This window comes from Pseudoruegeria sp. SK021, assembly GCF_002119405.1.
In the GTDB taxonomy this organism is placed as follows: Bacteria; Pseudomonadota; Alphaproteobacteria; order Rhodobacterales; family Rhodobacteraceae; genus Meridianimarinicoccus.
The window spans coordinates 59,529-85,295 of sequence record NZ_MTBG01000003.1 but is presented as its reverse complement, the minus strand read 5'-3'; the positions used below and the strand labels follow the sequence as shown (position 1 = coordinate 85,295).

General features: G+C 58.9%; 28 protein-coding genes. 11 read left to right on the top strand and 17 right to left on the bottom strand.

What is annotated here, in order from left to right:
* Nucleotides 1–52 precede the first annotated feature (52 nt).
* The 10 genes from BV911_RS19530 to sucC all read right to left on the bottom strand — a co-directional run bounded on the left by BV911_RS19530 (nt 53) and on the right by sucC (nt 10,157).
* Nucleotides 53–205 (bottom strand): hypothetical protein, encoded by a 153-nt coding sequence (locus tag BV911_RS19530; RefSeq protein ID WP_168183970.1) that lies wholly within the window; start codon nt 203–205, stop codon nt 53–55.
* A gap of 100 nt (nt 206–305) precedes the next feature.
* A complete protein-coding gene (gene lpdA, locus BV911_RS04010) occupies nt 306–1,694 on the bottom strand; it encodes a dihydrolipoyl dehydrogenase (protein ID WP_086052306.1) in 1,389 nt (462 codons plus the stop codon).
* 69 nt (nt 1,695–1,763) lie between these two features.
* Complete coding sequence (locus BV911_RS04005) at nt 1,764–2,165, bottom strand: MAPEG family protein (RefSeq protein WP_086052305.1); 402 nt, start codon at nt 2,163–2,165, stop codon at nt 1,764–1,766.
* Nucleotides 2,166–2,172: 7 nt separating this feature from the next.
* On the bottom strand, nt 2,173–2,661 hold the full coding sequence (locus BV911_RS04000; protein WP_086052304.1) for a hypothetical protein: 489 nt from the start codon (nt 2,659–2,661) through the stop codon (nt 2,173–2,175).
* 10 nt (nt 2,662–2,671) lie between these two features.
* Nucleotides 2,672–4,192, bottom strand: coding sequence for a 2-oxoglutarate dehydrogenase complex dihydrolipoyllysine-residue succinyltransferase (odhB, locus tag BV911_RS03995; RefSeq protein ID WP_086052303.1), 1,521 nt, complete (start codon nt 4,190–4,192; stop codon nt 2,672–2,674).
* Nucleotides 4,193–4,196: 4 nt separating this feature from the next.
* A complete protein-coding gene (locus tag BV911_RS03990; RefSeq protein ID WP_086052302.1) occupies nt 4,197–7,160 on the bottom strand; it encodes a 2-oxoglutarate dehydrogenase E1 component in 2,964 nt (987 codons plus the stop codon).
* Between the two features lie 136 nt (nt 7,161–7,296).
* Nucleotides 7,297–8,178 (bottom strand): succinate--CoA ligase subunit alpha, encoded by an 882-nt coding sequence (gene sucD / locus BV911_RS03985; RefSeq protein ID WP_086052301.1) that lies wholly within the window; start codon nt 8,176–8,178, stop codon nt 7,297–7,299.
* Nucleotides 8,179–8,201: 23 nt separating this feature from the next.
* Entirely contained in the window at nt 8,202–8,336 is a 135-nt protein-coding gene (locus BV911_RS20205) for a hypothetical protein (protein ID WP_256388238.1), read from the bottom strand.
* Between the two features lie 5 nt (nt 8,337–8,341).
* On the bottom strand, nt 8,342–8,881 hold the full coding sequence (locus tag BV911_RS03980) for a hypothetical protein (protein ID WP_086052300.1): 540 nt from the start codon (nt 8,879–8,881) through the stop codon (nt 8,342–8,344).
* A gap of 82 nt (nt 8,882–8,963) precedes the next feature.
* The gene (sucC, locus tag BV911_RS03975; protein ID WP_086052299.1) at nt 8,964–10,157 is read right to left on the bottom strand and encodes an ADP-forming succinate--CoA ligase subunit beta; all 1,194 of its coding nucleotides are present in this window, start codon (nt 10,155–10,157) and stop codon (nt 8,964–8,966) included.
* A gap of 510 nt (nt 10,158–10,667) precedes the next feature.
* On the opposite strand from sucC, the gene BV911_RS03970 reads away from it, so the two are divergent.
* Nucleotides 10,668–11,288 (top strand): VPLPA-CTERM sorting domain-containing protein, encoded by a 621-nt coding sequence (locus tag BV911_RS03970; protein WP_086052298.1) that lies wholly within the window; start codon nt 10,668–10,670, stop codon nt 11,286–11,288.
* A gap of 118 nt (nt 11,289–11,406) precedes the next feature.
* Here BV911_RS03970 and BV911_RS03965 read toward each other — a convergent pair whose 3' ends face one another.
* From BV911_RS03965 to BV911_RS03955, 3 genes are all read right to left on the bottom strand, one after another.
* Nucleotides 11,407–12,252, bottom strand: coding sequence for a putative nucleotide-diphospho-sugar transferase (locus BV911_RS03965; RefSeq protein ID WP_086052297.1), 846 nt, complete (start codon nt 12,250–12,252; stop codon nt 11,407–11,409).
* A complete protein-coding gene (mdh, locus tag BV911_RS03960; protein WP_086052296.1) occupies nt 12,236–13,198 on the bottom strand; it encodes a malate dehydrogenase in 963 nt (320 codons plus the stop codon). The genes BV911_RS03965 and mdh overlap by 17 nt, the downstream gene beginning before the upstream one ends.
* A 314-nt stretch (nt 13,199–13,512) precedes the next feature.
* Nucleotides 13,513–13,830 carry a hypothetical protein gene (locus tag BV911_RS03955; RefSeq protein ID WP_371587832.1) on the bottom strand — a complete coding sequence of 106 codons (318 nt, stop codon included), beginning with the start codon at nt 13,828–13,830 and terminating at the stop codon, nt 13,513–13,515.
* A gap of 318 nt (nt 13,831–14,148) precedes the next feature.
* On the opposite strand from BV911_RS03955, the gene BV911_RS03950 reads away from it, so the two are divergent.
* The 10 genes from BV911_RS03950 to BV911_RS03905 all read left to right on the top strand — a co-directional run bounded on the left by BV911_RS03950 (nt 14,149) and on the right by BV911_RS03905 (nt 21,160).
* Nucleotides 14,149–15,024, top strand: coding sequence for a CoA ester lyase (locus tag BV911_RS03950; RefSeq protein WP_086052295.1), 876 nt, complete (start codon nt 14,149–14,151; stop codon nt 15,022–15,024).
* Nucleotides 15,024–15,563: an NnrU family protein gene (locus BV911_RS03945; protein WP_086052294.1), complete on the top strand. Its 540-nt coding sequence runs from the start codon at nt 15,024–15,026 to the stop codon at nt 15,561–15,563. Before BV911_RS03950 ends, BV911_RS03945 begins: the two co-directional genes overlap by 1 nt.
* Nucleotides 15,564–15,573: 10 nt before the next feature.
* A complete protein-coding gene (locus BV911_RS03940) occupies nt 15,574–15,777 on the top strand; it encodes a DUF1737 domain-containing protein (protein ID WP_086052293.1) in 204 nt (67 codons plus the stop codon).
* Nucleotides 15,777–16,811 carry a MaoC family dehydratase gene (locus tag BV911_RS03935; protein WP_086052292.1) on the top strand — a complete coding sequence of 345 codons (1,035 nt, stop codon included), beginning with the start codon at nt 15,777–15,779 and terminating at the stop codon, nt 16,809–16,811. The genes BV911_RS03940 and BV911_RS03935 overlap by 1 nt, the downstream gene beginning before the upstream one ends.
* A 180-nt stretch (nt 16,812–16,991) precedes the next feature.
* Nucleotides 16,992–17,375 carry a succinate dehydrogenase, cytochrome b556 subunit gene (sdhC, locus tag BV911_RS03930; protein ID WP_086052291.1) on the top strand — a complete coding sequence of 128 codons (384 nt, stop codon included), beginning with the start codon at nt 16,992–16,994 and terminating at the stop codon, nt 17,373–17,375.
* A gap of 7 nt (nt 17,376–17,382) precedes the next feature.
* On the top strand, nt 17,383–17,754 hold the full coding sequence (gene sdhD / locus BV911_RS03925) for a succinate dehydrogenase, hydrophobic membrane anchor protein (protein ID WP_086052290.1): 372 nt from the start codon (nt 17,383–17,385) through the stop codon (nt 17,752–17,754).
* Between the two features lie 20 nt (nt 17,755–17,774).
* Entirely contained in the window at nt 17,775–19,580 is a 1,806-nt protein-coding gene (gene sdhA / locus BV911_RS03920) for a succinate dehydrogenase flavoprotein subunit (protein ID WP_086052289.1), read from the top strand.
* Nucleotides 19,580–19,933: a hypothetical protein gene (locus BV911_RS03915; protein ID WP_086052288.1), complete on the top strand. Its 354-nt coding sequence runs from the start codon at nt 19,580–19,582 to the stop codon at nt 19,931–19,933. The genes sdhA and BV911_RS03915 overlap by 1 nt, the downstream gene beginning before the upstream one ends.
* A gap of 10 nt (nt 19,934–19,943) precedes the next feature.
* On the top strand, nt 19,944–20,723 hold the full coding sequence (locus BV911_RS03910; RefSeq protein WP_086052287.1) for a succinate dehydrogenase iron-sulfur subunit: 780 nt from the start codon (nt 19,944–19,946) through the stop codon (nt 20,721–20,723).
* 212 nt (nt 20,724–20,935) lie between these two features.
* A complete protein-coding gene (locus BV911_RS03905; protein WP_139840026.1) occupies nt 20,936–21,160 on the top strand; it encodes a hypothetical protein in 225 nt (74 codons plus the stop codon).
* A gap of 22 nt (nt 21,161–21,182) precedes the next feature.
* On the opposite strand, the gene BV911_RS03900 is transcribed toward BV911_RS03905, so the two are convergent.
* The 4 genes from BV911_RS03900 to BV911_RS03885 form a co-directional block, all read right to left on the bottom strand.
* Complete coding sequence (locus BV911_RS03900; protein ID WP_086052285.1) at nt 21,183–22,166, bottom strand: aldo/keto reductase; 984 nt, start codon at nt 22,164–22,166, stop codon at nt 21,183–21,185.
* Between the two features lie 14 nt (nt 22,167–22,180).
* Nucleotides 22,181–22,885, bottom strand: coding sequence for a purine-nucleoside phosphorylase (gene deoD / locus BV911_RS03895; protein ID WP_086052284.1), 705 nt, complete (start codon nt 22,883–22,885; stop codon nt 22,181–22,183).
* 60 nt (nt 22,886–22,945) lie between these two features.
* Nucleotides 22,946–23,428 carry a hypothetical protein gene (locus tag BV911_RS03890; RefSeq protein WP_086052283.1) on the bottom strand — a complete coding sequence of 161 codons (483 nt, stop codon included), beginning with the start codon at nt 23,426–23,428 and terminating at the stop codon, nt 22,946–22,948.
* A gap of 94 nt (nt 23,429–23,522) precedes the next feature.
* The gene (locus BV911_RS03885; protein ID WP_086052282.1) at nt 23,523–25,508 is read right to left on the bottom strand and encodes a protein meaA; all 1,986 of its coding nucleotides are present in this window, start codon (nt 25,506–25,508) and stop codon (nt 23,523–23,525) included.
* Nucleotides 25,509–25,767: the final 259 nt, after the last annotated feature.

Below are 25,767 nucleotides of genomic sequence, written 5' to 3'. Positions count from 1 at the left end.
TCAGGTGTCCATTCGTCAGCGATGGGCCCAAAGGCCCACAGACGCGCACTGATTAGGTGCGCGACTGGTTTGCAGCAGCCATTGTCAGGCTGGTCAGAAGGGCCCAGCCACGGCGCGACTGCGGCTTGGCAGCGGCGGGCTTCACGGTGGCAGCTTGGCGACGATCGGTCGACGCGCGGTCCAGGTTCATCAGATTCGGGTGCATATCAAGGCTCATTTCAGGTATTCAGAGCGCCCATCATTTAGGCGCTCCGTGCAAATAGGCCCGAATCTTGGCTGGAACAACCACAGAGAAAGCATGCCCGCTATGCGTGGATCGCCCCATCGCCACAGGCCAATGCCGCCTCACGCACCGCTTCGGAATAGGTCGGGTGCGCATGACAGGTGCGGGCAAGGTCTTCGGCGGCCGCACCAAACTCCATCGCGACGCAAATCTCGTGCAGCAGGTCGCCGGCCATTGGGCCAATGATATGCGCACCAAGAATCCGGTCGGTGGCCGCATCGGCCAAGATTTTCACAAAGCCTTCGCCCGCGAAATTGGCCTTGGCGCGGCCATTGCCGAGGAATGGAAACTTGCCCACTTTATAGCTGACGCCTTCGTCCTTAAGCTGCTCTTCGGTTTTGCCGACCGAGCCGACCTCGGGGTGGGTGTAGATCACGCCGGGGATGACGCCGTAATTCACGTGACCGGCTTGGCCCGCCAGAATTTCGGCCAATGCCATGCCTTCGTCTTCGGCCTTATGGGCGAGCATCGGACCGACAATCGCGTCACCGATGGCGTAGATCCCTGCGACATTGGTGGCGTAATGGCCGTCAGTTTCGATCTGGCCGCGCTTGGTCATGCTCACGCCGAGGGCGTCCAGTCCCAGACCGTCGACATAGGGCTTGCGGCCGGTGGCCACCAGAACCGTGTCGGCCTCGATCGTGGCTTCGCTGTCGTCCTTGCGCAGTTTGTAGGCGACGGTCGCCTTGCCTTTCGCAGTCGTCACAGATTGCACGGCGGCGCCGAGGATGAACTTGATGCCTTGCTTGGTCAGGATTTTCTGGAAGGTCTTTGCCACTTCCAGATCCATGCCGGGCGTGATGCCATCAAGGAATTCAACTACGGTGACATCCGCGCCGAGGCGGGCATAGACCGAACCCATTTCAAGCCCGATCACGCCAGCGCCGATCACCACCATCGATTTGGGGATCTTGCCCAGTTCCAGTGCACCGGTTGAGGTCACGACGGTCTTTTCGTCGACTTCAACACCCGGCAACGATGACGGCTCGGACCCGGTGGCGATGATGATGTGCTTGGCGGTGTGCGTGGTATCGCCCACGGTGACCTTGCCTGCCTCTGGGATCGCGCCCCAGCCTTTCAGCCAATCGATTTTGTTCTTCTTGAACAGGAACTCGATGCCTTTGGTGTTTTGACCGACCACGTCGGATTTATAGGCCAGCATCTTAGACCAATCGACCTTCGGCTTTCCGCCCATCAGGCCCATCTTTTCGAAATTCACTTGGCTTTCGTGCAGCATTTCGGTGGCGTGCAGCAGGGCCTTGGACGGGATGCAGCCGATGTTCAGGCAAGTGCCACCCAAGGTGTCGCGGCCTTCGACGCAGGCGGTTTTTAGGCCCAGTTGCGCACAACGGATGGCGCAGACATAGCCACCGGGGCCGCTGCCAATTACGATTACGTCATAGTCTGCCATTGGAAACTCCTTGCCCGTGTCGGGCCGTCTGAATTGTATGGGCGCAACGTGGGGTGCGTCCCGTCGTTGTTAGTGCCAAAGCGCCGATAGGATCATCGCAACAGTCGCGCCAAATCCCACCGCCCAGATCACCGACCGCCACGGCGCCAATCCCAGCCAATAGGCCGGGACATACGCGATGCGCGCCGCCAGATAAAGCCAAGCGCAAGTGGCCGTAAACGGGGTGCTGCCGGGGCCAAGGGTGACGACCACCACGGCAAGGGTCAACAGGATCAGGGCTTCGAAATGATTGTTCATGGCCCGGGCAAGTCGGGCGTTTCGCTGCGACAATCGGTCGATCAGCGGCCCGCCATCTCTTGGCCCAAGGGTAATCTTCGACCCAAGCTCAAGGTTCGTTGACACCGAGACCAGACCAAACTGTGCGACCTGCAACAGGCCAGCCAAGGCAAGAACCGTCAGTTCTGGTGACATGGTATCCTCATGATGGCGTCCCTGTCGCGGGGTCGGCGCCGGTTTGGGCCCCGCGCGATTGGGTGATGCGCTTTCGCGCCAGTCTGATCAAGCCAAGATAGACGCCCGAGACCGTCACAATCACGACGACCAGACCGAGGACGGTCAGCGGCATCGACGCCGCTGGTGTGTCCTCGGCATAGAGGCGATTCCCGGCCAGCAGGACCGACGCGGTGATGGCCAGGATCATATGGACTTTGTAGATGTGCCGCGCGGCTGGGCGCAGCGCCATCAGCGCGGCGAGGGCGGCCAGACAAGTCAAACCGCTGCACGCTTTGAGCACGGCAAACGCCGAATGCGCCAGAGGGATGGCGCGTAACTGTGTGACCGTATGCGCCGGATCGGTGAACAGACCCTGCCAAAATGGCAGGGTCACTTTCCAGGCAAGAACATTCTCAATGATCAAGATGATCAAGATGATCCAGAACACCCAAGACTTGAGCCACCGAAGCTGCATGATCGCTCCGTCAGAGATCCATCAACAGGCGGCGGGGATCTTCCAAGGCCTCTTTGACCCGAACGAGGAAGGTCACAGCGCCCTTGCCGTCGACAACGCGGTGGTCATAGCTGAGGGCCAGATACATCATCGGACGGATCTTGATTTCGCCGTTGATGACCATGGGCCGGTCTTGAATCTTGTGCATCCCCAGAATCCCCGACTGCGGAGGGTTCAGGATCGGCGACGACATCAAAGAGCCATAAACGCCACCGTTCGAGATCGTGAAGGTGCCGCCTTGCATTTCGGCCATGCTCAGCTTGCCGTCACGGGCGCGCTTGCCCTTTTCTGAGATCGCTTTTTCGATTTCAGCAAAGCTCATCTGATCGGCATCGCGGATCACCGGAACAACCAGACCTGTCGGCGTTCCAGCCGCAACGCCCATGTGAACGAAGTTCTTATAGACGATGTCAGTGCCGTCGATTTCGGCGTTGACCTCGGGCACTTCTTTCAGCGCGTGGCAGCAGGCTTTGGTGAAGAAGGACATAAAGCCAAGACGCACGCCGTGCTTCTTCTCGAACATGTCCTTGTACTGATTGCGCAGTGCCATCACCTCGGTCATGTCGACCTCGTTATAGGTGGTCAGCATGGCCGCAGTGTTCTGCGCTTCTTTCAACCGGCGGGCGATGGTTTGGCGCAGGCGGGTCATCTTCACCCGTTCTTCGCGCGACGCATCTTCCGCGGCAACCGGTGCGCGCGGGGCGGCAGCGGGGGCTGGCGCCGGAGCGGCGGCAGAGGTGACAGCTTTCAGCACGTCAGCCTTCATGATCCGGCCATCGCGACCCGTGCCCGCAACTTGATCGGCGCTGAGACCTTTTTCAGCCATGATCTTATTGGCCGACGGGGCGTTCTCTACGTCCTTGCCCGACGATTTCGGTTCAGACGCAGCGGCGGCGGGGGCCGCAGCGGATGCCGTGGCCGTGCCCGATGGCGACAGAATGGCCAGCTTGGCCGAGGCTTCTACCGTGCTGCCTTCAGGGGCCAGAATCTCGGTCAGAACGCCGGCAGCAGGGGCCGGAACCTCGACCGAAACCTTATCGGTTTCCAGTTCGCACAGCATTTCGTCCTGTGCGACGGTGTCGCCGACTTTCTTGAACCATGTGGACACGGTGGCCTCGGTGACGCTTTCGCCAAGGGTTGGCACCATCACATCAACCGCGTCGCCCGAGGGTGCATCTGCGTCGTCCGACGATGCGGTGGCTTCCGATTTCGCGACCGAGGCCTTGGCCTTGGTCTCTTCTGGTCCGGCGGCACCTGCTTCCGCAATGCTGGCCAGCAGGGCGTCGACCCCAACCGTATCGCCTTCGGCGGCAACGATCTCGGCCAGTTTCCCGGCCACAGGTGAGGGGACCTCTACTGTGACTTTGTCGGTTTCCAACTCGCACAGCATTTCGTCCACTGCGACGGTGTCACCCGGTTTTTTGAACCAGGTGGCAACGGTGGCTTCTGTGACGCTTTCGCCAAGGGTGGGGACACGGACTTCGGTAGACATCGGGTTATTTCCCTTCGATCGTCAGCGCTTCGTTCACGAGGGCTGCTTGCTGAGCTTTATGTTGACTTGCGAGACCCGTAGCCGGCGAGGCCGAGGCCGGGCGACCGGTATAGACCGGACGCGCGTGCTTGGCCTTGATGCGGCGCAGGACCCATTCAAGGTTCGGTTCGATGAAGGACCAGCCACCCTGGTTCTTCGGTTCTTCTTGGCACCAGACCATTTCCGCCCCGGCGAACCGTTCCAGTTCCTTGACCAAGCTAAGGGCCGGGAACGGATAGAACTGTTCGATCCGCAGCAGATAGACATCGGTGATGCCCCGCGCGTCGCGCTCTTCCAGCAGGTCAAAGTAGACCTTACCGGAACACATGACCACGCGCTTGATCTGATCGTCGGCGGCCAGAACCGTGTCCGAATGACCCTTCTCGGCATCGTCCCACAAGACGCGGTGGAAGGATGAGCCTTTGGTGAAGTCTTCGGCAGTCGATACCGCTAGCTTGTGACGCAGCAAGGATTTCGGTGTCATCAACACCAAAGGCTTGCGGAAGCTGCGATGAATCTGGCGGCGCAGGATGTGGAAATAGTTCGCCGGTGTGGTGCAGTTCGCCACGATCCAGTTGTCCTCGGCGCACATCTGCAAGAACCGTTCCAGACGGGCGGACGAGTGTTCCGGACCCTGACCTTCAAAGCCGTGCGGCAGCAGCATCACAAGGCCGGACATCCGCAGCCATTTGCGTTCGCCGGACGAGATGAACTGGTCGAACATGATCTGTGCACCGTTGGCGAAATCGCCGAACTGTGCTTCCCACATCACCAACGCGTTGGGCTCGGCCAGCGAGTAGCCATATTCGAAGCCAAGCACCGCATATTCCGACAGAGCGCTGTCGATGACGTCGTAGCGGGCCTGTCCGTTGCGGATATGGTTAAGCGGATAATACCGTTCTTCGGTTTTCTGATCGATAAAGGCCGAGTGCCGCTGGCTGAAGGTGCCGCGGGTCACGTCTTGTCCGGCCAAGCGGACCGGATAGCCTTCGGTGGCCAGCGATCCGAACGCCAGCGCCTCAGCCGTCGCCCAGTCAAACCCGGTTCCGGATTCGAACATGGCAGACTTCGCCTCCAGAAGGCGGCCCACGGTCTTGTGCAGGTTAAAGCCGTCAGGGGCGGTGGTCAGTGCTGTTCCGACCTCGGACATCGTGTCGGCGTTGATCCAGGTTTTGCCGCGCTGGTACTTCTCGCCCTTTTTGTTGAGATGCGACCAACGCCCATCCAGCCAATCGGCCTTGTTGGGCTTATAGTCTTTCCCGGCCTCGAACTCTTCGTTCAGGAAGGCTTGGAACGCAGTCTTCATGTCATCGATTTCGCCCTCGGGGATCAACCCGTCGCGCACCAGACGTTCGGTATAAAGTTGCAGCGTGGTCTTCTGCTTCTTGATCTTGGTGTACATTTCGGGCTGCGTGAACATCGGCTCATCGCCTTCGTTATGCCCAAAGCGTCGGTAGCAGAAAATGTCGAGAACAACGTCTTTGTGGAACTTCTGGCGGAACTCGGTCGCGACTTTGGCCGCGTGAACCACAGCTTCCGGATCGTCGCCGTTAACGTGGAAGATCGGTGCTTCGACCACCAACGCGTTGTCGGTAGGATAGGGCGAGGACCGCGAGAAATGCGGTGCGGTGGTAAAGCCGATCTGGTTGTTGACCACGATATGCATGGTGCCACCGGCTTTGTGGCCAACCAGACCCGACAGCGCGAAGCATTCGGCCACGACGCCTTGACCCGCAAAGGCGGCATCGCCGTGCAGCAATACCGGCATCACCGATCCGCGTTCGGGATCCTGAAACTGATCTTGCTTGGCGCGCGCCTTGCCCAGAACCACCGGGTTCACGGCTTCAAGGTGCGAGGGGTTCGCGGTGAGCGACAAGTGGACCTTGTTGCCGTCGAATTCGCGGTCCGAAGATGCACCCAGATGATACTTCACGTCGCCCGAACCGTCGACGTCTTCCGGCTTAAAACTGCCGCCTTGGAATTCGTTAAAGATCGCGCGATAGGGCTTTTGCATCACGTTGGCGAGCACCGACAAACGGCCCCGGTGCGGCATGCCGATGACGATCTCGCGCACGCCCAAATTGCCGCCGCGCTTGATGATCTGCTCCATTGCTGGGATCAGGCTTTCGCCGCCATCAAGGCCGAACCGCTTGGTGCCCATATACTTGACGTGCAGGAATTTCTCAAATCCCTCGGCTTCGACCAGTTTGTTCAGGATCGCTTTGCGGCCTTCGCGGGTAAACTGAATTTCCTTGCCGTAGCCTTCGATCCGTTCCTTCAGCCACGAGGCTTGTTCCGGGTCGGAGATGTGCATGTATTGCAGCGCGAACGTGCCACAATAGGTCCGCTTCACGATGTCGAGGATCTGGCGCATCGACGCGATCTGAAGGCCCAACACATTGTCGATAAAGATCGGACGATCCATATCGGCATCGGTGAAGCCATACGAGCGCGGATCAAGCTCGGGGTGGGGGCTTTGCTCGCGCATGCCCAGCGGGTCAAGATCGGCAACCAAGTGGCCCCGGATCCGATAGGCGCGGATGATCATTAGGGCGCGGATGCTGTCCAGAACCGCCCGTTTGATCTGATCGTTGGACACGGCGACGCCGGTCTCGCTGGCCTTGGCTTTGATCTTATCGCCTGCAGCCTGCGTTTCGGCTTTGGATACCGGCCATTGTCCGTCCAGCGCAGCGGTCAGTTCGTCGTCGGGCTGCGGCGGCCAGTCCAGCCGAAGCCAAGACGGGCCTGTGGCCTCAGCGGTGACATCCTGATCCGGATCGCCGAGCGATTGGAAGAACCCCTGCCAAGCCTCATCCACGCTGCTAGGGTCGTTCGCATAGCGCGCATAGAGTTGTTCAAGGTACTCGGCGTTGTGCCCCTGCATGAATGAAGAAGCATGAAAAAGATCGTTGGGGCTTTGGTCGGTCATTGGGGTACCTCATGCGGGTTGGACCGGAGACTTGGCGCTGGTGCGGGCGAACAGATCAAAACAGGTGGGACATCGCCCTGATCGCCCGACACAGTCAGACTGCCCCGGACGATCATCGATATAGTCAAACGAGGCGTTAGCCGATCGCTTTCAAAACCGCTTCGCCAAGACCGGCGGGGCTTTCGGCAACCACGATCCCAGCGGCTTTCATCGCTTCGATCTTGCTTTCCGCGTCGCCCTTGCCGCCAGCGACGATGGCACCGGCATGGCCCATGCGGCGACCGGGAGGGGCGGTACGACCAGCAATGAAGCCAGCTGTTGGCTTCCAGCGGCCTTTTTTGCGTTCGTCGGCCAAGAACTGGGCCGCGTCTTCTTCGGCCGAGCCGCCGATTTCGCCGATCATGATGATCGAATGGGTCTCGGGATCGGCCAAGAACATTTCCAGCACGTCGATGTGCTCGGTGCCCTTGATCGGGTCGCCGCCGATGCCGACAGCCGTGGATTGGCCGAGGCCGCTGTCAGAAGTCTGCTTGACCGCTTCATAGGTCAGGGTGCCCGAGCGCGAGACAACGCCGACCGAGCCGCGCTTGTGGATGTGGCCCGGCATGATGCCGATCTTGCAGGCGTCTGGGGTGATGACGCCGGGGCAGTTTGGCCCGATCAGCCGCGACTTCGACCCTTCAAGGGCGCGCTTGACCTTCATCATGTCGAGCACAGGGATGCCTTCGGTGATGCAGATGATCAGTTCCATTTCGGCATCGATCGCTTCGAGGATCGAGTCGGCTGCAAACGGCGGCGGCACGTAGATCACCGAGGCGTTGGCTTCGGTGACGTGACGCGCTTCGTGAACCGAATTGAACACCGGCAGGTTCAGGTGAACCGATCCGCCTTTGCCGGGGGTCACGCCGCCGACCATCTTGGTGCCATAAGCGATGGCCTGTTCCGAGTGGAAAGTGCCCTGAGAGCCGGTAAAGCCCTGGCAGATCACCTTGGTATTTTCGTCGACGAGAACCGCCATGACTGTCCCTTTTCGTTACTGTCTTATCGTGCGCCGAAGGTGGCCTGTCCGGGGTGGGACAGGGCTTCGACTTGCGCCTGTGGTCCGGTGCGGAGCCGCAGGCGCGGGGTGAGAATTAAAATTGACGCCGGGAAATCCGCGCAGGGAAGGATGGGCATCGCGCTCATTCCTTCCATGCCAAACGGAACCGCGTGCCGTTTTGCGGGGCGCGCGATGCAACCAAGGTCATGCCCGGCTTGGCGCCGCTGACGGTCCATGCGTCGAGTGCGCCTTTTGGTGTAGGCGTGATCTGGGTCAATTGAACCGACGCCGGATGGACGGCCGAAACCGCCGCGATCATGTCCGCAACCGCCTGCGTCCGGTTCACATTGTAGATGGTGGTCTGGCAGAAATAGCCGCCGTTGGAATCTTTCCATTTCGGGGTGCCTGCGCCGAAGCTGATGCCCGTTGTGATCGACCCGCCCTGAACATAGACGCCGGGCTGCGCGACGCCGCCGGAATTGGCAAAGGCTTTCGCTGAAATGGCGCGAACCTTGTCTTCCAAGCCGGTCATTCCGGGCAAAGACTTTGCGCACAATTCGGCAAAAATGCCGCCGGCCTCTTGGGATTTCTCCCGGGCTGATTGCGCAACTGCCAAACTCGGAACCGCCAAAAGCAGGCCGACCAAGGCGAACTTGGTGATGGGGGCAAAGGGCAGGGTCATGGCGCGTGGTCATCCTCGAGGAAAGAGGTGGTTCCGGCGGGACGATCATTCAAGACCATGCCGCCGAATCCGGGTGTGTAGATCAGCCTTTGACCGCTTTCACGATCTTCTGGGCACCGTCCTTAAGGTCGTCAGCAGCAATTACGGCCAGGCCGGAATTGTTGATGATCTCTTTGCCTTTTTCGACATTGGTGCCTTCAAGGCGGACAACCAACGGAACCTGAAGTCCGACTTCCTTCACGGCAGCAATGACGCCCTCGGCAATCACATCGCAGCGCATGATGCCGCCGAAGATGTTCACCAAGATGCCTTTGACGTTCGGATCCGAGGTGATGATCTTGAAGGCTTCGGTCACTTTTTCTTTGGTCGCACCGCCGCCAACGTCCAAGAAGTTAGCCGGCTCCGCACCGTACAGCTTGATGATGTCCATCGTCGCCATGGCCAGACCTGCACCATTGACCATGCAGCCGATTTCGCCGTCCAGTGCGATGTAGTTGAGGTCGTACTTGGACGCGGCCAGTTCTTTGGGGTCTTCCTCGGTCTCGTCCCGCAAAGCCAGAATGTCGGCATGGCGATACAGGGCATTGCCGTCGAAGCCCATTTTGGCGTCGAGACACTTCAAGTCGCCGCTGTCGGTGACGATCAGTGGGTTGATCTCAAGCATCTCCATGTCCTTGGACACGAACAGATCATAAAGTTGACCCATCAGCTTGACGCATTGCTTGATCTGACCGCCCTTAAGGCCAAGGCTGAACGCAACCCGGCGTCCGTGATAGCCCTGATAGCCGGTGGCAGGATCGACCGAGAACGACAAAATCTTCTCGGGCGTGCTGGCCGCGACTTCCTCAATGTCCATGCCGCCCTCGGTGGAGCAGACAAAGGAAATGCGCGAGGTCTGGCGATCAACCAGAAGCGCGAGATAGAGTTCGGTCTCAATGCCCGAGCCGTCTTCGATGTAGACGCGGTTGACGACCTTGCCGGCCTCACCAGACTGGTGCGTGACCAAGGTGCGGCCCAGCATCTTCAGGGCTTCTTCTGCGGCCTCGCCAACGGATTTGGTCAGGCGCACGCCGCCTTTTTCGCCAGCCGAAGCTTCTTTGAAGTGGCCCTTGCCGCGTCCGCCAGCGTGAATTTGCGCCTTGACGACCCAAAGCGGGCCGTCCAGCGCCCCTGCGGCGGTTTTTGCATCCTCAGCTTTGAGAACCACGCGGCCGTCAGACACCGGAGCGCCGCAATCGCGAAGAAGAGCTTTCGCTTGGTATTCATGAATATTCATGAAACTGTCCCGTCATTTTGCTAGTTGTCGAACCGAATAAACACGGGAATGGCGTCGGGTGAAAGCCCATTTGGTCGCAGTTAGCGGAAACGGCGCATAAATTCTGATCTTGTGATCACACCCAGTTTTTGTGTGATCACAAATTTGACGTCCAACCGTGCAGCGGCTCGTGGCTGTGTCGACGGCTGCCAAGTTGCACGGTCTAGGTTGATCGACACTGTCGGTGCCGGTGCGCCGATTCGCGACTTAGGTGCATGAAACCAGCTCGGCAGACACTATCTCAGATCTTCATCCGTGGACAGCGCGGTGCCGGGATTAACCACTGGCACAGGCAAACGTTGTCTAAAATTTTCGATTGATGCAGATTAGGTTCATGAGGCCGAGGGTGCAAAACGCACCGTCCTGCGGAGTGTCACGACACTCACCCGGTTTCCAAGCCCTTCCATAGTAACCCAATGCCGACACTCGCGTCCTGCGGCCCGTTGGCGTGTAATCAATGTGAGCATTATTATGAACACAGCATCGACAGCTCTTGGTCTTGCCCCATTCTCCGGTCTGAAGCGGCTGGCAACTTTCTTTGCCGCAGCAGTACTGGCGACCACGGTATCCGCCCATGCCGTGACAATCACGCCCGGCGCGACTCCCACGACCTCTGTCCTTAATCCACTGGCGGATGTGGTGACTGGCATCGTTTTTGAAAATGTCGTCGGATCGATCCCCAATGTGCGCCGGACGCCATGGGAAAACACTCCGCTTGCCCAGACCGGGACCTACACTTCGGTCAGCGCCCGTTCCAGCGCCACCTACATGTTCAACTCGGCCGTGAAATCCGTCAGTTTCCTGTGGGGGTCGCCTGATACTTTTAACGATCTTGATATTTATTTGACTGGGGCTGCCGGGACCGTGACGGTGAACGGTGCCGGAATTCAGCCGCCACTGGGCGTGAACGGAAAGTTTGTAACCCTTTCTGGGGTCGGACCGTTCCAAAGCGTCAGTTTCCGGTCCGGGAGCAACGCGTTTGAGTTTGCCAATCTCTCGGCTACGCCGGTGCCATTGCCGGCGGCTGGTCTGCTGCTTGCGGCGGGGTTGGGCGGACTTGGGCTGATGCGGCGGCGTAAAGCAGCCGCTTAAGCCTACGCCGAAGGTGCCGCTGAACGTTGACCCGTACGACATGGACCGCCCGGCACGTTGCCGGGCGGTCCAGTTATGTCATGGGTGCGGTCCAAACCAAAAAAGGGCGGCCCACGGCCTAGCGCCGCAGAAAAAACATCAGCTTTGCGAACAGGCCACGGCTGAGCGGGGCTTTGATCGTGGGGTAGGGGCCTTTTGACAATTGCTTGTCGGCGCGCACCAGTTGGCGGAAGTGCTGCATCGTTCGGACCCCATACAGGTCCTCGGGCGTCGGAAGCTGGCCGTTCTTGCGTGGGCGTCCTTGAAAACCGTTGCGGTGAAGAACGCGGGGCGCGGCGATCTTTGATCCGCTGAAGCGCGCCATGGTGCGATCCCGCATATTGTACTCGAACGGCAGAACCGCCAGTCGCAACGTGCTGTCGAACAGCAGTTCCCGGATCACCGGTTGGTCTTGGGGCAGATCGTAGGTGACCAGCGCGTCTTGGCACGCGTTCAGAAACGCAAGTATCTCGTCGGATTTTCGGATCCCGATCAGGCCGCCGTTGACCTGCGGAAAGCTGTTGGGAATTGGCTTGCGCCAAAAGGTGGTGGCATAGCCCTGATTGCGTTGATCCACATGGGACGCTGCAATATCGTGGGTGTCGAGCAGGACAAAGATGTCGCTGATATCTGCAAGAACGAAGATATCGGCATCCATGCAGATGGTCCGCTGAAAGCGGCTGCGGATCAGGGCTTCGAATTTCGGGCGAAACCAGACGTGGTCCAGCGTGTGGACTTGATCAAAGACGCCGTCGGCAACGGTCGACGGATCGTCGGTATAAAAATCGATTGGAAACCCGGGAGAAGCCGCGCGCAATGATCGCGCGGCTCGTTCCGCCGCTTGCTGATAGCGGCGGCCCGTCGCATTGAAGACGAAGCCGCAGCTGTCAGCTGGCAGAGTGCTTGGATCAAGCCAGGGAGTCATCAATGCTCTTGCAAGCTTCGATCAGACCTTTGACGGCGTCGACGGATTTGTCGAACATTGCCTGTTCGTCCTTGCTTAGCTTGATGTCAGCGATGCGTTCGATGCCACCGGCGCCGATGACAGCGGGAACGCCGACATACATGCCGTTCAGGCCGAATTCACCGGTGCAGTTGGCGGCGCAGGGCAGAACCCGCTTTTGATCTTTGAGATAGGCTTCAGCCATCTCAATCGCTGCGGTGGCGGGGGCATAGAAGGCCGACCCGGTCTTCAGCAAGCCAACGATCTCGGCCCCACCATCGCGGGTCCGCTGAATGATCGCGTCAAGTTTGTCTTGTGTGGTCCAGCCCATGGTGACCAGATCGGGCAGGGGGATGCCCGCAACCGTGGAATAGCGCGACAGCGGAACCATGGTGTCGCCATGACCGCCCAGCACAAAGGCCGTAACGTCTTTCATCGACACATTGAACTCAACGCTGAGGAAGTGGCGGAAGCGGGCGCTGTCCAGAACCCCGGCCATGCCGCAGACTTTTTCGGCGGGCAGGCCGGAAAACTTCTGCAAGGCCCAAACCATGGCGTCCAGTGGGTTGGTGATGCAGATCACGAACGCGTCGGGCGCATGTTTCGCGATGCCTTCACCAACCGACTTCATGACCTTCAGGTTGATGCCAAGCAGGTCATCGCGGCTCATGCCTGGTTTGCGCGGTACTCCTGCGGTGACGATGCACACATCGGCGCCGGCAATATCGGCATAATCGTTGGTGCCGATGATGGAGGCGTCGAAGCCCTCAGATGGGCCTGATTCTGCAAGGTCGAGGGCCTTGCCTTGTGGCGTGCCTTCAGAAATATCAAAGAGAACCACGTCGCCAAGCTCTTTCAGAGCGGCGAGATGGGCAAGGGTGCCGCCGATTTGTCCCGCACCAATGAGCGCGATTTTGGGTCTGGCCATTTGTCCTGATCTCCGATCCGTTGGGTGACGGATCGGTGGGTAGTCCGATTGCGGCTTTGGTGCAAGGCAACTTTGATCTAGCATAGGTCGTCGATGGTGCGGGCGCGTTGCATGTTCGTAATTTTCGTTATCTTTTGCATCACTTTGACTAATTTTCTATCCAAGATTGGGCGAATAAGGGACAGGCTATTGCGCAAAGTTTTGCGGCGAGGCGCACGTGCGCCTTGCGTGAAGCGCAGGCAGATCGTGGATGCAGCATAATGGTGCTGCATGATCACGTGACGGCTCGTGCAAAGCGGCGGTTGACGGCCTGCTTAAACGTCACTTTCCAGCAATGATGCCAAGTCTTCAGTCACTGCCTCAAAGGCTTGCCCCGAGGCGATCAAGCACGTTTGGCCATTCGCCTGCGTGACCGTGATCGTCCAAGAGCCGGTCGCCTCAGAGGCAAAAACTTCGATGACCGCATTATTAGCGCCAAGGCCGATACTCTGGCGGGTTTCGCCATAATCCGATGCAAGTCGGGCGAGAACTTTGATCCGATCAGCGCAGGCAGAGGCCGCTTCGGCCGAGGCTGCTGGAGCGCTCGCCGTTGCCATGGTTGCGGCCAAGAGAAGTACACCAAGCTTAGTCATTAGACGTGTCCCTTTCTTATTTGGGCGGTTGAACTGCCGGGCTCATTGGGGATGTCCCCGACGGCAAAACGGATGCCACTATTCAGCCTAGCCGGAATTTTCCGGTTTTAGCTGGCCGTCCCGCGGCCCTTTTACATCCCGATGATGATGCAGCCTGAGCCCGAAGGCGGAAAAAAGTACTTAATGCAGCGTTCGGACTTGACCTCATGTCATCAAGTCCCGAGGAATTAGACCAGATTTTGCAATGCAGCATTGAGGTTGCATATGATGCCAATCGCCGGTCGATGGTGCATCTGCGGGCAATGTGAGGGGATAGTGATGGATCATGCCAATCGGCCCTACCGTTCGGTCTTATACATTCCAGCGGCCAATGAACGGGCGTTGGAAAAGGCAAAATCCTTACCCGCAGATGCCATTATCTTTGATCTTGAAGACGCGGTTTCCGTCGATGCAAAGGTCGCGGCCCGTGCGCTTTTGGTGTCGGCCTTACAGACGGGCGGATATGGCCAGCGGTCTTTGATTATTCGGATAAATGGCATGGACAGCGCGTGGGGCGCGGCGGATTTCGATGCCGTGGCCGCATTGGGCCCGCAGGCCATTCTTGTCCCAAAGGTCGGCTCGGCCCAAGAGATTGCCGATCTGGCGGCGAAACTTGATGCGATCCCGGCCTGCGCCGCCACGCAAATTTGGGCGATGATGGAGACGCCACAGGGCATCCTCAACGCGGCATCAATCGCTACGGCGCCGCGAATGGGCGGGTTTGTCATGGGAACGAATGATCTGAACAAAGAACTGATGGCGACGACTCGCCCAGATCGCGAACCGCTTTTGATGTCGTTGCAGTTCTGTCTGCTGGCGGCCCGGGCGGCGGGAATCACCATCGTTGATGGCGTCTACAACGCCTTTAAGGACGAAGACGGGCTTGCTCTGGAGTGCGGTCAGGGCCGCGATATGGGCTTTGATGGCAAATCCTTGATTCATCCGACGCAAATCTCAATTGCAAACGCCGCTTTCGCCCCGTCGCCCGAGGACATAGAGTTGGCGCAGCGCCAAATTACCGCTTTTGAAGCGGCTGAGGTGGAAGGAAAAGGGATTGCCGTGCTGGATGGGCGGATTGTCGAGAACCTGCATGTGGCGACGGCCCGTCAGACCTTGGCAAAAGCTCGGGCGATTGAAATTTTGGAGGCGTCGTAATGTTCTTGCTTGTCGTTGGTATTGCCCTTTGGTGGGTCGGTCATTTTCTGAAGCGGGCGGCCCCCGGCATGCGGTCCTCCGTTGGCGGACGTCCAGGGGTCAGTGCAATCATCGGGCTGGGTTTGGTTCTGGTGATTATCGGCTTCGCCATGTCGCCCATGATTCCGGTCTGGTTTCCGGGGTCGGTGCTGATTCACATCAACAATCTGTTGATGTTGATTGCGTTTTACGTTTTCGGGATTGGGATGGCCAAGGGGCGTCACGCGCAGAAAATTCGGCATCCGATGCTAACTGGCGTGGCGATCTGGGCGGTGGCGCATCTGTTGGCCAATGGCGATCTAGCCTCAATGCTGTTGTTTGGATCGATGTTGGTCTGGTCCGTCGTCGAAATGATCGTCATCAATCGGGCTGAACCTGTCTGGACCAAGCCCACTGTTGTGCGGCCGAACGGAGACCTGAAAGGGTTTGCGATTGCAGCCGTGCTGTTCACCGTGGTTGCGGGCATTCACGTCCTCGCCGGTCTGGCGCCGTTCGGATAAGGATTATCTTATGAAACTTTATCGATTTCTCAGCGAAGACGACACATCTGCCTTTTGTCACAAAGTCAGCGCCGCGTTATCTCAAGGCTGGGTCCTGCAGGGGGACCCGGTTTATGCGTTTGACGCCGATCGTGGGGTCATGCGCTGCGGACAGGCGGTGACCAAAGACGTTCCGGGGACGTACAGCCCGGACTTAAAATTGGGCGCGCAGTAATGGCGAAGACCAACGCGGGTCGGTTTTTTGAAGATTACGCGGTCGGTCAAGTAATAGCCCATGCGGTGCCGCGCACTGTGGCGGAAGGCGAGCGTGCCCTCTACCACGCGCTTTATCCGGCACGGCACGCTGTCTACTCATCCGATGTCTTTGCGCAGGACTGCGGGCTAGCGGCTTCTCCGATGGATGACCTGATCGGGTTTCATGTCGTGTTCGGCAAGTCGGTGCCGGATATTTCGCTGAACGCAGTGGCCAATTTAGGCTATTCCGATGGCCGCTTCCTCAAGCCGGTCTTTCCCGGAGACACGCTTAGAGCTGTGTCCGAAGTCATCGGCGTGAAACAAAACTCCAACGGTAAGACCGGTGTGGTGTATGTGCGCACTACCGGGTTGAACCAAGATGATGAACCGGTGTTGGAATATATCCGCTGGGTGATGGTGCGGAAGCGGGACGTGTCCTCACTGGCGCCGGACCCGGTCATCCCGCAGCTATCCCCGTCCGTTGAAGCCGGGACATTGGTGGTGCCCGAGGGGCTGGATTTCACCGCCTATGATTTCGAATTGGCGGGTGAACCGCACCGGTGGGGCGATTATACCATCGGCGAGTTGATCGATCATGTGGATGGGATTACCCTTGAAGAGGCGGAACACATGCTGGCGACCCGGCTGTGGCAAAATACAGCCAAGGTGCATTTTGATGTCACCCATCGTCCGGACGGACAGCGCCTTATTTATGGCGGCCATATTATCAGCCTCGCCCGGACGCTCAGTTTCAATGGGCTGGCGAATGCGCAGATGATCGCCGGATTAAACGCTGGTGTCCATGTGAATCCGGCCTTTGCCGGAACCACTGTGCGGGCTTGGTCTGAAGTATTGGATAAGGCACCCACGGACGCGCCCGGGGTCGGGGCGATCCGGCTGCGGCTTGTGGCGGTCGAAGATGGGACCGAGCCGTTTGTCTTGCGGGACTCAGAGGGGAAGTATCTTCCTGGTGTCCTTCTTGATCTGGACTATTGGGCGCTAATGCCTGTGTGATCGTTGTGAGTGCCGATTTATGTGATCACGAAAAATATAGCTGTGATCACATAAGTCATTTGTTACCGCTAATTGCGCCAAAACACCGCGCCAAAGGTGGGGCTAGCCCCCTGACACGCGGATCAATCGCGGCTATCACTGACCGATAGCCCGCACTGGATGCTTTCGAGAGGACAACCAATGGCTGACGTGAACCGGGGAAACCGGCCCCTGTCCCCCCATTTGCAAATTTATCGCCCGCAACTGACCTCCGCGACGTCGATCTTCACACGGATCACCGGCAATGCCATGCTTTTGGCAGCCTTGATGATCGTCTGGTGGTTCGTCGCGGCGGCTTTCGGGCCTGACTCTTTCGCCACGGCGGATTGGTTTATCACATCGTATCTGGGCGATCTGATCATGCTGCTGTCGGTGTGGGCGCTGTGGTACCACGCGCTGGCGGGTATCCGGCACCTCGCCTTCGATACCGGGCATTTTCTGGAAGTCGAGCAAGCCGAGAAATTTGGCTACGTCATGATCGGCGGCGCGTTCGTGCTGACCCTGATCACCATCATTTTTGTGTGAGGGCGCCATGAGCTTTTTGACTGACCGCAAACGCGCCGTAGGGCTGGGTTCCGCCAAAACCGGGACAGAGCATCATTGGCAGATGATGGTGTCCTCTGTCGCGCTGCTGATTTTGATCCCGTTCTTCGTGTTTACCTTTGGCCCGATGTTGGGTCAGCCGCATGATGTGGTGGTGGCGTATTTCGCGCGACCATTCCCGTCGATCGTGGCCGGACTGACCATCGTGGTTGGCTTCCTGCACTTTAAGAACGGTGCGCAAATGATGCTTGAAGATTACGTCCATGGCTTCGCGCTGAAGGCGTCCATCATCGGCGTTGTGTGCCTGAGCTATGCTGCGATCGCGACGGGGCTGTTCGCCCTTGTCCGCCTCGCCCTTTGATCTGACGGAGCACCAAGACTATGGCTGCATATGAATATGAGACCCACGAATACGATGTCGTGGTGGTTGGCGCCGGTGGCGCGGGGCTTCGGGCGACGTTGGGCATGGCCGAGCAGGGGCTTAAAACCGCCTGCGTGACCAAAGTCTTCCCGACCCGGTCCCATACCGTGGCGGCACAGGGCGGCATTGCCGCGTCGCTGAAGAACATGGGTCCGGACCATTGGCAGTGGCACATGTATGACACTGTCAAAGGGTCGGACTGGCTGGGCGATACCGACGCCATGGAATATCTCGCGCGTGAAGCCCCCAAGGCTGTCTACGAGTTGGAACATTACGGCGTGCCGTTCTCGCGCACCGAAGAAGGCAAGATTTACCAGCGTCCGTTTGGTGGCCACACCACAGAATTCGGTGAAGGCCCGCCGGTGCAACGCACCTGTGCCGCCGCCGACCGGACCGGTCACGCCATCTTGCACACGCTGTATGGCCAATCGCTGAAGAACAACGCCGAGTTCTACATCGAATACTTCGCCATCGACCTGATCATGTCAGAAGACGGGGCGTGCCAAGGTGTGCTGTGCTGGAAGCTTGATGACGGCACGATGCATGTCTTCAACGCCAAGATGACCGTGCTGGCGACCGGCGGCTATGGCCGTGCGTTCTTCTCGGCAACCTCTGCTCATACCTGCACCGGCGACGGCGGCGGCATGGTGGCGCGCCAAGGCTTGCCGCTGCAGGACATGGAGTTCGTGCAGTTCCACCCGACCGGCATCTACGGCTCGGGTTGTCTGATCACCGAAGGGGCACGCGGCGAGGGTGGTTATCTGACCAACTCGGAAGGCGAGCGGTTCATGGAACGCTATGCGCCGACCTATAAAGATCTGGCATCGCGCGACGTGGTGTCCCGCTGCATGACGATGGAAATCCGCGAGGGCCGCGGCGTCGGGCCTGACAAAGACCACATCCACCTGCACCTGAACCACCTGCCGCCCGAAACCCTGCATCTTCGGTTGCCCGGCATTTCGGAAAGTGCCCGGATTTTCGCCGGCGTCGATTTGACGAAAGAGCCGATCCCGGTTCTGCCGACCGTGCACTACAACATGGGCGGTATCCCGACCAACTATTTCGGTGAGGTGCTGAACGCGAACGCTGACAACCCCGAACGTATTCAGCCCGGGTTGATGGCGGTGGGCGAGGCGGGCTGTGCGTCGGTGCACGGTGCCAATCGTCTTGGGTCCAACTCCCTGATCGATCTGGTGGTGTTTGGCCGTGCTGCGGCCATTCGGGCCGGTGAAATCGTCGATCCGAAGACGCCGAACCCGGAAGTGAACACCGCCTCGGTGGACAAAGCCTTCGAACGGTTTGATGGCCTGCGTTATGCCAAGGGTGGTCTGCCCACAGCCGAGTTGCGCCTTGAGATGCAAAAGACCATGCAGGCCGATGCCGCCGTGTTCCGGACCGATAAATCGCTGGCCGAAGGGCTGGAGAAAATGAAGGTCATCGCGGGCAAAATCGCGGATTTGAAAGTGACCGACACATCGCTGGTCTGGAACAGCGATCTGATGGAAACGCTCGAATTGACCAATCTGATGCCGAACGCCCTTGCCACCGTGGCTGGCGCCGAAGCGCGCAAGGAAAGCCGCGGCGCCCATGCGCATGAGGACTATCCGGATCGCGATGACGTCAACTGGCGCAAGCACACATTGGCGGTCGTGGACGGCGCCGAGGTGTCGCTCGATTATCGTCCGGTGCATCTGGAGCCGCTGACCACGCAGGCCGAGGGCGGCATCGACATGAAGAAAATTGCTCCGAAAGCGAGGGTGTACTGATGCGCGGCACAAAATTGGCAATCGTTGCGACTGCGGTGTTCGCCATGTCCGGAAATTTCGGGCTGGCAGACGAGTTGAGCACAATGACTTCTCAGATCAACTCTGCGGCGACAGCGATGGGAAATCCCAACGATATGGTCGGCTCGGCCTTAAGTAGCGCCTATCCCGGTGTAGATGTGACGCCCTATGTGGGATGCGTGGTCGATAATACCACGTCTGACGATCTGACATCGCTTGGGTCGTCGGTTCTGGGCAATGACGGTGGCTCAGCAGCCGCTGCCATGGAAATTGTCAACCGGCCAGAGACAACGACATGCATCAGCGATGCGGGTCTTTCCGCATTGACGAACTAGGAGTTGCTTGATGGTTCAGTTTACCCTTCCGAAAAACTCTAAGATCACCACCGGAAAAACGTGGCCAAAGCCCGAAGGGGCAACAAATGTCCGGAAGTTTCAGATTTATCGCTGGAACCCTGATGATGGCCAAAACCCGCGGGTCGACACCTATTTTGTCGACATGGACACCTGCGGGCCGATGGTTCTGGACGCGCTGATCAAGATCAAGAACGAGATCGATCCGACTTTGACCTTCCGCCGGTCCTGCCGGGAAGGGATCTGCGGATCCTGCGCGATGAACATCGACGGCATCAACACCTTGGCCTGCATTTATGGCATGGACGAGATCAAAGCCGACGTGAAAATCTATCCGCTGCCGCACATGCCGGTGGTCAAGGATTTGATCCCGGATTTGACACATTTCTACGCGCAGCACGCGTCGATCATGCCGTGGCTGGAAACCAAGACCAATCGTCCGGCTAAAGAATGGAAGCAGTCGATCGAAGACCGCGGCAAGTTGGACGGTCTGTATGAATGCGTGATGTGCGCCTGTTGTTCTACATCCTGCCCCAGCTACTGGTGGAACGGCGATCGCTACCTAGGGCCCGCCGCCTTATTGCATGCCTATCGCTGGATCATCGATAGCCGGGACGAGGCAACGGGCGAGCGGTTGGACGAGCTTGAGGATCCCTTCAAACTGTACCGCTGTCACACGATCATGAATTGCGCCAAGACCTGCCCGAAGGGGCTGAACCCGGCCAAGGCCATCTCTGAGATCAAACAGTTGATGGTCGAGCGCCACGTCTGATTTCACGAAATATTCAGGACCCGGTGAAAGTTTCTCCGGGTCCTGAACCGTTAGCGGAATGACGAACCTGCCGAGCCGCGGCCAATTTCACTTGCAGACCTCGGTCAAGACTGCGGTTAAGATGGGGCGATACCTTTGCTGAATGAATGGGCACAGGTCGACCCTGGTCCTAGTGTCGCTGCAACGGGATGGCGCCGAAGGATCAAAGCAAAATGCCCTTATTGATCATCGTCCTGATTGTCGTCCTGATCTGGATGTTTCTGACCTTCAAAGCCAGACAGCGCACACGCGATTGTCGCTGGCGTGAAAACCATAGCAAGGACACCCCAGAGGGCCGATATTTTATCTGCATGAATTGCGGTGCAGAGCAGTTCGCGGCAGACGGAATGCCGCCGCCCATCTGCTATCGGGATGCCCCGAAGACCAGCGGCCGATAACCGGGTCTCCGGGCGGATTAGGTTAACAGTAGCGTTCAACCCCGACCATCTGTGCGTCGCTGTAGCGGTCGCCATGCGCGAAACCCGGGGGCAGTAGGCGGGCGATGATGCGGCGGTCCTCATCGGTCAAGACGATCGCGTCTGCCTGCGCCCAATCTGACAAATGCGTCGCTGTGCGGGTGCCGGGAATTGGGATCAAGTGCGGGCCGCGATCCAGAACCCAAGCAAGAGCCGCAGCCGAGGTGGTCCAGCCGCGCTGCTGGGCAAAATCACGAAATCCGTCAATGGCCGCGCGGTTATAGCCGAAATTGGGTTCGGTAAAGCGCGGCCCATGACGCCGCCAGTCGGCGTCATCCATTCGGGACGGATCGACGGGCACATCTGCCAGCATACCCCGTGCCAAGGGCGAGAACGGCACAAAAGCGACCCCCAACTCGGCGCAGGCCTGAATCATGCCCAGTTCAGGTTGGCGGGACCACAGCGAATATTCGTTCTGAACCGCCCGGCACGGATGCACCGCATGAGCCCGGCGCAGGGTCGCGGGGGCGACCTCGGACAAGCCGTATCCGCCGATCAATCCTTCGTCGATCAACTTGGCCATGGTTTCGGCAACAGCTTCAACCGGGCGGTCCGCCTCGCGCCGGTGAATGTAATACAGATCGACAAAATCGCGGTTGAGGTTCTTAAGCGATTTGTCCAGTTCGGCGCGGATGTGGTCTTCGGAATTGTCAAAGCGCCGCGGAGGGCCGGCAACAATGCCGACTTTGGTGGCCAGCACGATGTCGGGGGCCTTCGCTGCCAGATAGGTGCCGATGACCCGCTCGGAGACGCCCATGCCATAGATATTGGACGTGTCCCAAAAGGTGATGCCCGCAGCCAGCGCCGCATCAAGACAAGCCAGACTGGTGTCTTCGTCGGTGCCACCAAAGAAGCCTGCAAAGCTCATGCAGCCGAGACCGATGGCACCGACAGTGGGGCCACCGGTTCCGAGTTGACGGGTTTTCATAGAGTCATATCCTTTCAGGCGAAGGCTGCTTCTAGGGCGATTTCAACCATGTCGCCGAAACTGCTTTGACGTTCGTCCGATGTCAGATCGCCGCCATTGATCAGGTGGTCGCTGATGGTCAGTACCGCCAGCGCCCGGCAGCCGTGCCGGGCCGCAAGCGCGTACAACTCGGCTGCTTCCATTTCGACGGCCAAAATGCCGTGGCGGATCATCTGCTCGTTCAGGTCAGGTCGTTCGTCGTAGAAGACATCCGAGGAATAGATGCCGCCGATATGGGTTGGAATGCCGCGCAATTCCGCCGAAGCGGCGGCGGCCCGTAGCAATGACCAGTCGGCACAGGGGGCGAAATTCATGTCCCGGAAAATGCCGCGCGACGGGGTCGACAGGGTGGTGCAGGTCATCCCCAGAACCACATCGCGCAGATTGATCTTAGCCTGCATCGCGCCCGCTGATCCGATCCGGATCAAGGTCTTTGCGCCGAAATCCTTGATCAATTCGTTGACGTAGATCGACAGGGACGGCATGCCCATGCCGGTGCCGTGGATGGTGACCTTGTTGCCGCGCCAAGTGCCGGTATAGCCCAGCATGCCGCGCACTTCGTTGACGCAGACAGGGTTGTCCAGAAAGGTCTCTGCGGCCCAGCGGGCGCGATAAGGATCGCCCGGCAACAGGACGGTCTCGGCGATGTCGCCGGGTTTGGCACCGATATGAATGGTCATGGCTTGCTCCGGTTTTTGGACACTATAGTTGGTGCGCCTGATGGCGAAAGTCGAAACGGATCATTCAGGGGTCGGGGCGACCGACCGGAAGGTTGCGGCCTCGGGGTCCCAGACCAGCGCATCGACGCAATAAACCAAGTTGGTGCCGCCGCAATTTGCGCCGTGGACCTGCATCAGGACGGTGCGGATCGGTCCCAGATTGGTCACGTCCCAGCCCTTGGTCAGGTAATCGGTGGCGGTGTCGCCGACGACGAGGGTCAGGCCGCAGCCACCAGTGCCGCCGCAAAACAGGCTGTGGGCGGATGAGCAGTCCAAGTGAAGGTCGTCGATAAACCAATCAGGCTCGCCATTGCCGGTCAGATCGATTTGGCCCACAGCGCCATCGTTGACCGTCAATGTGCCGCCGTCCAGCCCGGAACAGTCAGCGGCGCGTTGGTCAAGGCCTTGCTGCACTGCGAGAGGATAGGCATCGGCCTGGGCAAAAGCAGTGGCCGGTTGAAAAGCTGTCAGGGCAGCCACAACGGCAACGGAAACTCGGATCATCAAGCACACTCCACGACGGGTAGGGGATTCGGATATCCGCAGACTATCAAGGCCGCGCCGGGTGTGCGAGAACAGCGGGCGATCTGCTGGCCTGTTATCTGGGGCCTTGCGCTGGTTTTGCGGCGTCGATGCCGGGGTCGGCAAGCTGCACGATGTCGAACATGATCCGGTTCAACTTGAAATCCTTTGGCGTATAGACCCGCGCCACCCCCATTGCCTTCAATCGGCGCGCATCCTCGTCGGGGATAATGCCACCCACAAGCACGGGAATATGGGTCAGACCCTCTGCTCGGATCATTTGCATCAGGCCCTCGACCAAGGGCAGGTGACTTCCGGACAGAATTGACAAGCCGATGACATGCGGGTCTTCTCGTTTGACGCTCGCGATGAGGTCCTCTGGGGTCAGGCGGATCCCAGCATAGTCGATATCCATGCCGCAATCCCGGGCACGAAAGGCGATTTGCTCGGCGCCGTTGGAATGGCCATCCAAGCCGGGCTTTCCGATCATGAATTTCAGGCGTCGTCCCAAACGGTCGGACACTTGATCAACCGCGGCGCGGATATCATCAAGGCCGTCGGTTTGATTGGATACGGCAGTGCTGACGCCGGTGGGGCCGCGATATTGGCCAAAGACCTCGCGCATCACGCCGGCCCATTCGCCGGTGGTAACCCCGGCTTTGGCCGCGGCGATAGAGGGCACCATGATGTTGCTGTCAGAGGTGGCGGCCGCGCGCAGGGCATTGAGGGCCACCGAAACGGCGGCAGGGTCGCGGGCGTTGCGCCAGTCATTCAGCCGGTCGATCTGTTCGGCTTCGGTGGCGGGATCGACGGTCATGATGCCGCCGTCTTCGCCCATCAGAGGTGACGGTTCTGCCTCTATCCAGCGGTTGACCCCGACAACCGTGACTGCGCCGGATTCAATTCCGCTCAGCCGCGTCGCATTGCTGTCGACCAGCCGTCCTTTCATGTAATCGATCGCGGCGATGGCACCGCCCATGCTGTCGAGATTGGCCAACTCGGCACGGGTCCCGGTTTTAAGGGCTTCGACCTTGGCCAAGATCACCGGATTGCCATCAAACAGATCGCCATATTCCAGCAGATCCGTCTCATAGGCCATGATCTGTTGCATTCTCAGCGACCATTGCTGGTCCCATGGCCGGGGCAGGCCAAGCGCTTCGTTCCACGCAGGCAGTTGCACGGCGCGGGCGCGGGCGTTTTTGCTAAGGGTGACGGCCAGCATTTCAATCAGGATGCGGTAGACATTATTTTCGGGCTGCTGTTCGGTCAGACCAAGTGAATTGACCTGAACCCCATAGCGAAACCGCCGGAATTTCGGGTCAGTGATGCCATAGCGGGACTGGCAGATTTCATCCCAGAGTTCGGTAAAAGCCCGCATCTTGCACAATTCGGTGACGAAACGGATGCCAGCATTCACGAAGAACGAGATACGGCCGACGAGGGTTGGAAAATCAGCCGCTGGCACCTTGGTTTTTAGATCGTCCAGCACTGCAACGGCGGTTGCTAACGCGAAGGCCAGCTCTTGTTCCGGCGTCGCGCCCGCCTCTTGCAGATGGTAGGAACACACGTTCATCGGGTTCCATTTGGGAACATTGGTATAGCAATAGGCCGCGACGTCGGTGATCAGGCGCAAGGACGGCTTGGGCGGGCAGATATAAGTGCCGCGGCTGAGGTATTCCTTGATGATGTCGTTCTGCACCGTGCCTTGCAGTTGCGCAATGTCGGCACCCTGTTCTTCGGCGACGGCGATATAAAGCGATAGCAACCAAGGCGCGGTGGCGTTGATCGTCATGGATGTATTCATCTTCTCAAGAGGAATATCCTGAAACAGAGCGCGCATATCGCCCAGATGCGCGACCGGAACGCCGACCTTGCCGACCTCACCACGGGCCAGCGTATGATCACTGTCATATCCGGTCTGCGTAGGCAGGTCGAAGGCAACCGACAGCCCCGTCTGACCGCGGGCAAGATTGCTACGATAAAGGGCGTTCGAGGCCGTCGCGGTGGAGTGTCCAGCGTAGGTGCGGAACAGCCACGGCTTGTCTTTTTGAACATCGGTCATGATTGGCCTCTTTGTCGAAAAGCAATATTTGAACGTATGGAGGGACTTTCGTGGAATAATCTGTCGAAGTCAATTCGCTGCGTTGCGGCGTTGCGCCCGGTTAATCAGGGCATTCTTAGGGGAATTTGATCCTGAAGTCCCGTCTTGGCTGGCGCGCCGCGACTGTTCAACGACACAATACCTCCTCCTTTCGTGGTTCTTGAACTTGGCTCCAAATAAACCGCTTTCGAACATATAGATGGCCGTAGACGATCAGGCA

Bases quoted from the DNA above. Each gene is read 5' to 3' on its own strand.
- BV911_RS19530 (WP_168183970.1), bottom strand. From the start codon at position 205: ATGCACCCGAATCTGATGAACCTGGACCGCGCGTCGACCGATCGTCGC.
- lpdA (WP_086052306.1), bottom strand. From the start codon at position 1,694: ATGGCAGACTATGACGTAATCGTAATTGGCAGCGGCCCCGGTGGCTAT.
- BV911_RS04005 (WP_086052305.1), bottom strand. From the start codon at position 2,165: ATGTCACCAGAACTGACGGTTCTTGCCTTGGCTGGCCTGTTGCAGGTC.
- BV911_RS04000 (WP_086052304.1), bottom strand. From the start codon at position 2,661: ATGCAGCTTCGGTGGCTCAAGTCTTGGGTGTTCTGGATCATCTTGATC.
- odhB (WP_086052303.1), bottom strand. From the start codon at position 4,192: ATGTCTACCGAAGTCCGTGTCCCCACCCTTGGCGAAAGCGTCACAGAA.
- BV911_RS03990 (WP_086052302.1), bottom strand. From the start codon at position 7,160: ATGACCGACCAAAGCCCCAACGATCTTTTTCATGCTTCTTCATTCATG.
- sucD (WP_086052301.1), bottom strand. From the start codon at position 8,178: ATGGCGGTTCTCGTCGACGAAAATACCAAGGTGATCTGCCAGGGCTTT.
- BV911_RS20205 (WP_256388238.1), bottom strand. From the start codon at position 8,336: ATGCCCATCCTTCCCTGCGCGGATTTCCCGGCGTCAATTTTAATTCTC.
- BV911_RS03980 (WP_086052300.1), bottom strand. From the start codon at position 8,881: ATGACCCTGCCCTTTGCCCCCATCACCAAGTTCGCCTTGGTCGGCCTG.
- sucC (WP_086052299.1), bottom strand. From the start codon at position 10,157: ATGAATATTCATGAATACCAAGCGAAAGCTCTTCTTCGCGATTGCGGC.
- BV911_RS03970 (WP_086052298.1), top strand. From the start codon at position 10,668: ATGAACACAGCATCGACAGCTCTTGGTCTTGCCCCATTCTCCGGTCTG.
- BV911_RS03965 (WP_086052297.1), bottom strand. From the start codon at position 12,252: ATGACTCCCTGGCTTGATCCAAGCACTCTGCCAGCTGACAGCTGCGGC.
- mdh (WP_086052296.1), bottom strand. From the start codon at position 13,198: ATGGCCAGACCCAAAATCGCGCTCATTGGTGCGGGACAAATCGGCGGC.
- BV911_RS03955 (WP_371587832.1), bottom strand. From the start codon at position 13,830: ATGACTAAGCTTGGTGTACTTCTCTTGGCCGCAACCATGGCAACGGCG.
- BV911_RS03950 (WP_086052295.1), top strand. From the start codon at position 14,149: ATGGATCATGCCAATCGGCCCTACCGTTCGGTCTTATACATTCCAGCG.
- BV911_RS03945 (WP_086052294.1), top strand. From the start codon at position 15,024: ATGTTCTTGCTTGTCGTTGGTATTGCCCTTTGGTGGGTCGGTCATTTT.
- BV911_RS03940 (WP_086052293.1), top strand. From the start codon at position 15,574: ATGAAACTTTATCGATTTCTCAGCGAAGACGACACATCTGCCTTTTGT.
- BV911_RS03935 (WP_086052292.1), top strand. From the start codon at position 15,777: ATGGCGAAGACCAACGCGGGTCGGTTTTTTGAAGATTACGCGGTCGGT.
- sdhC (WP_086052291.1), top strand. From the start codon at position 16,992: ATGGCTGACGTGAACCGGGGAAACCGGCCCCTGTCCCCCCATTTGCAA.
- sdhD (WP_086052290.1), top strand. From the start codon at position 17,383: ATGAGCTTTTTGACTGACCGCAAACGCGCCGTAGGGCTGGGTTCCGCC.
- sdhA (WP_086052289.1), top strand. From the start codon at position 17,775: ATGGCTGCATATGAATATGAGACCCACGAATACGATGTCGTGGTGGTT.
- BV911_RS03915 (WP_086052288.1), top strand. From the start codon at position 19,580: ATGCGCGGCACAAAATTGGCAATCGTTGCGACTGCGGTGTTCGCCATG.
- BV911_RS03910 (WP_086052287.1), top strand. From the start codon at position 19,944: ATGGTTCAGTTTACCCTTCCGAAAAACTCTAAGATCACCACCGGAAAA.
- BV911_RS03905 (WP_139840026.1), top strand. From the start codon at position 20,936: ATGCCCTTATTGATCATCGTCCTGATTGTCGTCCTGATCTGGATGTTT.
- BV911_RS03900 (WP_086052285.1), bottom strand. From the start codon at position 22,166: ATGAAAACCCGTCAACTCGGAACCGGTGGCCCCACTGTCGGTGCCATC.
- deoD (WP_086052284.1), bottom strand. From the start codon at position 22,885: ATGACCATTCATATCGGTGCCAAACCCGGCGACATCGCCGAGACCGTC.
- BV911_RS03890 (WP_086052283.1), bottom strand. From the start codon at position 23,428: ATGATCCGAGTTTCCGTTGCCGTTGTGGCTGCCCTGACAGCTTTTCAA.
- BV911_RS03885 (WP_086052282.1), bottom strand. From the start codon at position 25,508: ATGACCGATGTTCAAAAAGACAAGCCGTGGCTGTTCCGCACCTACGCT.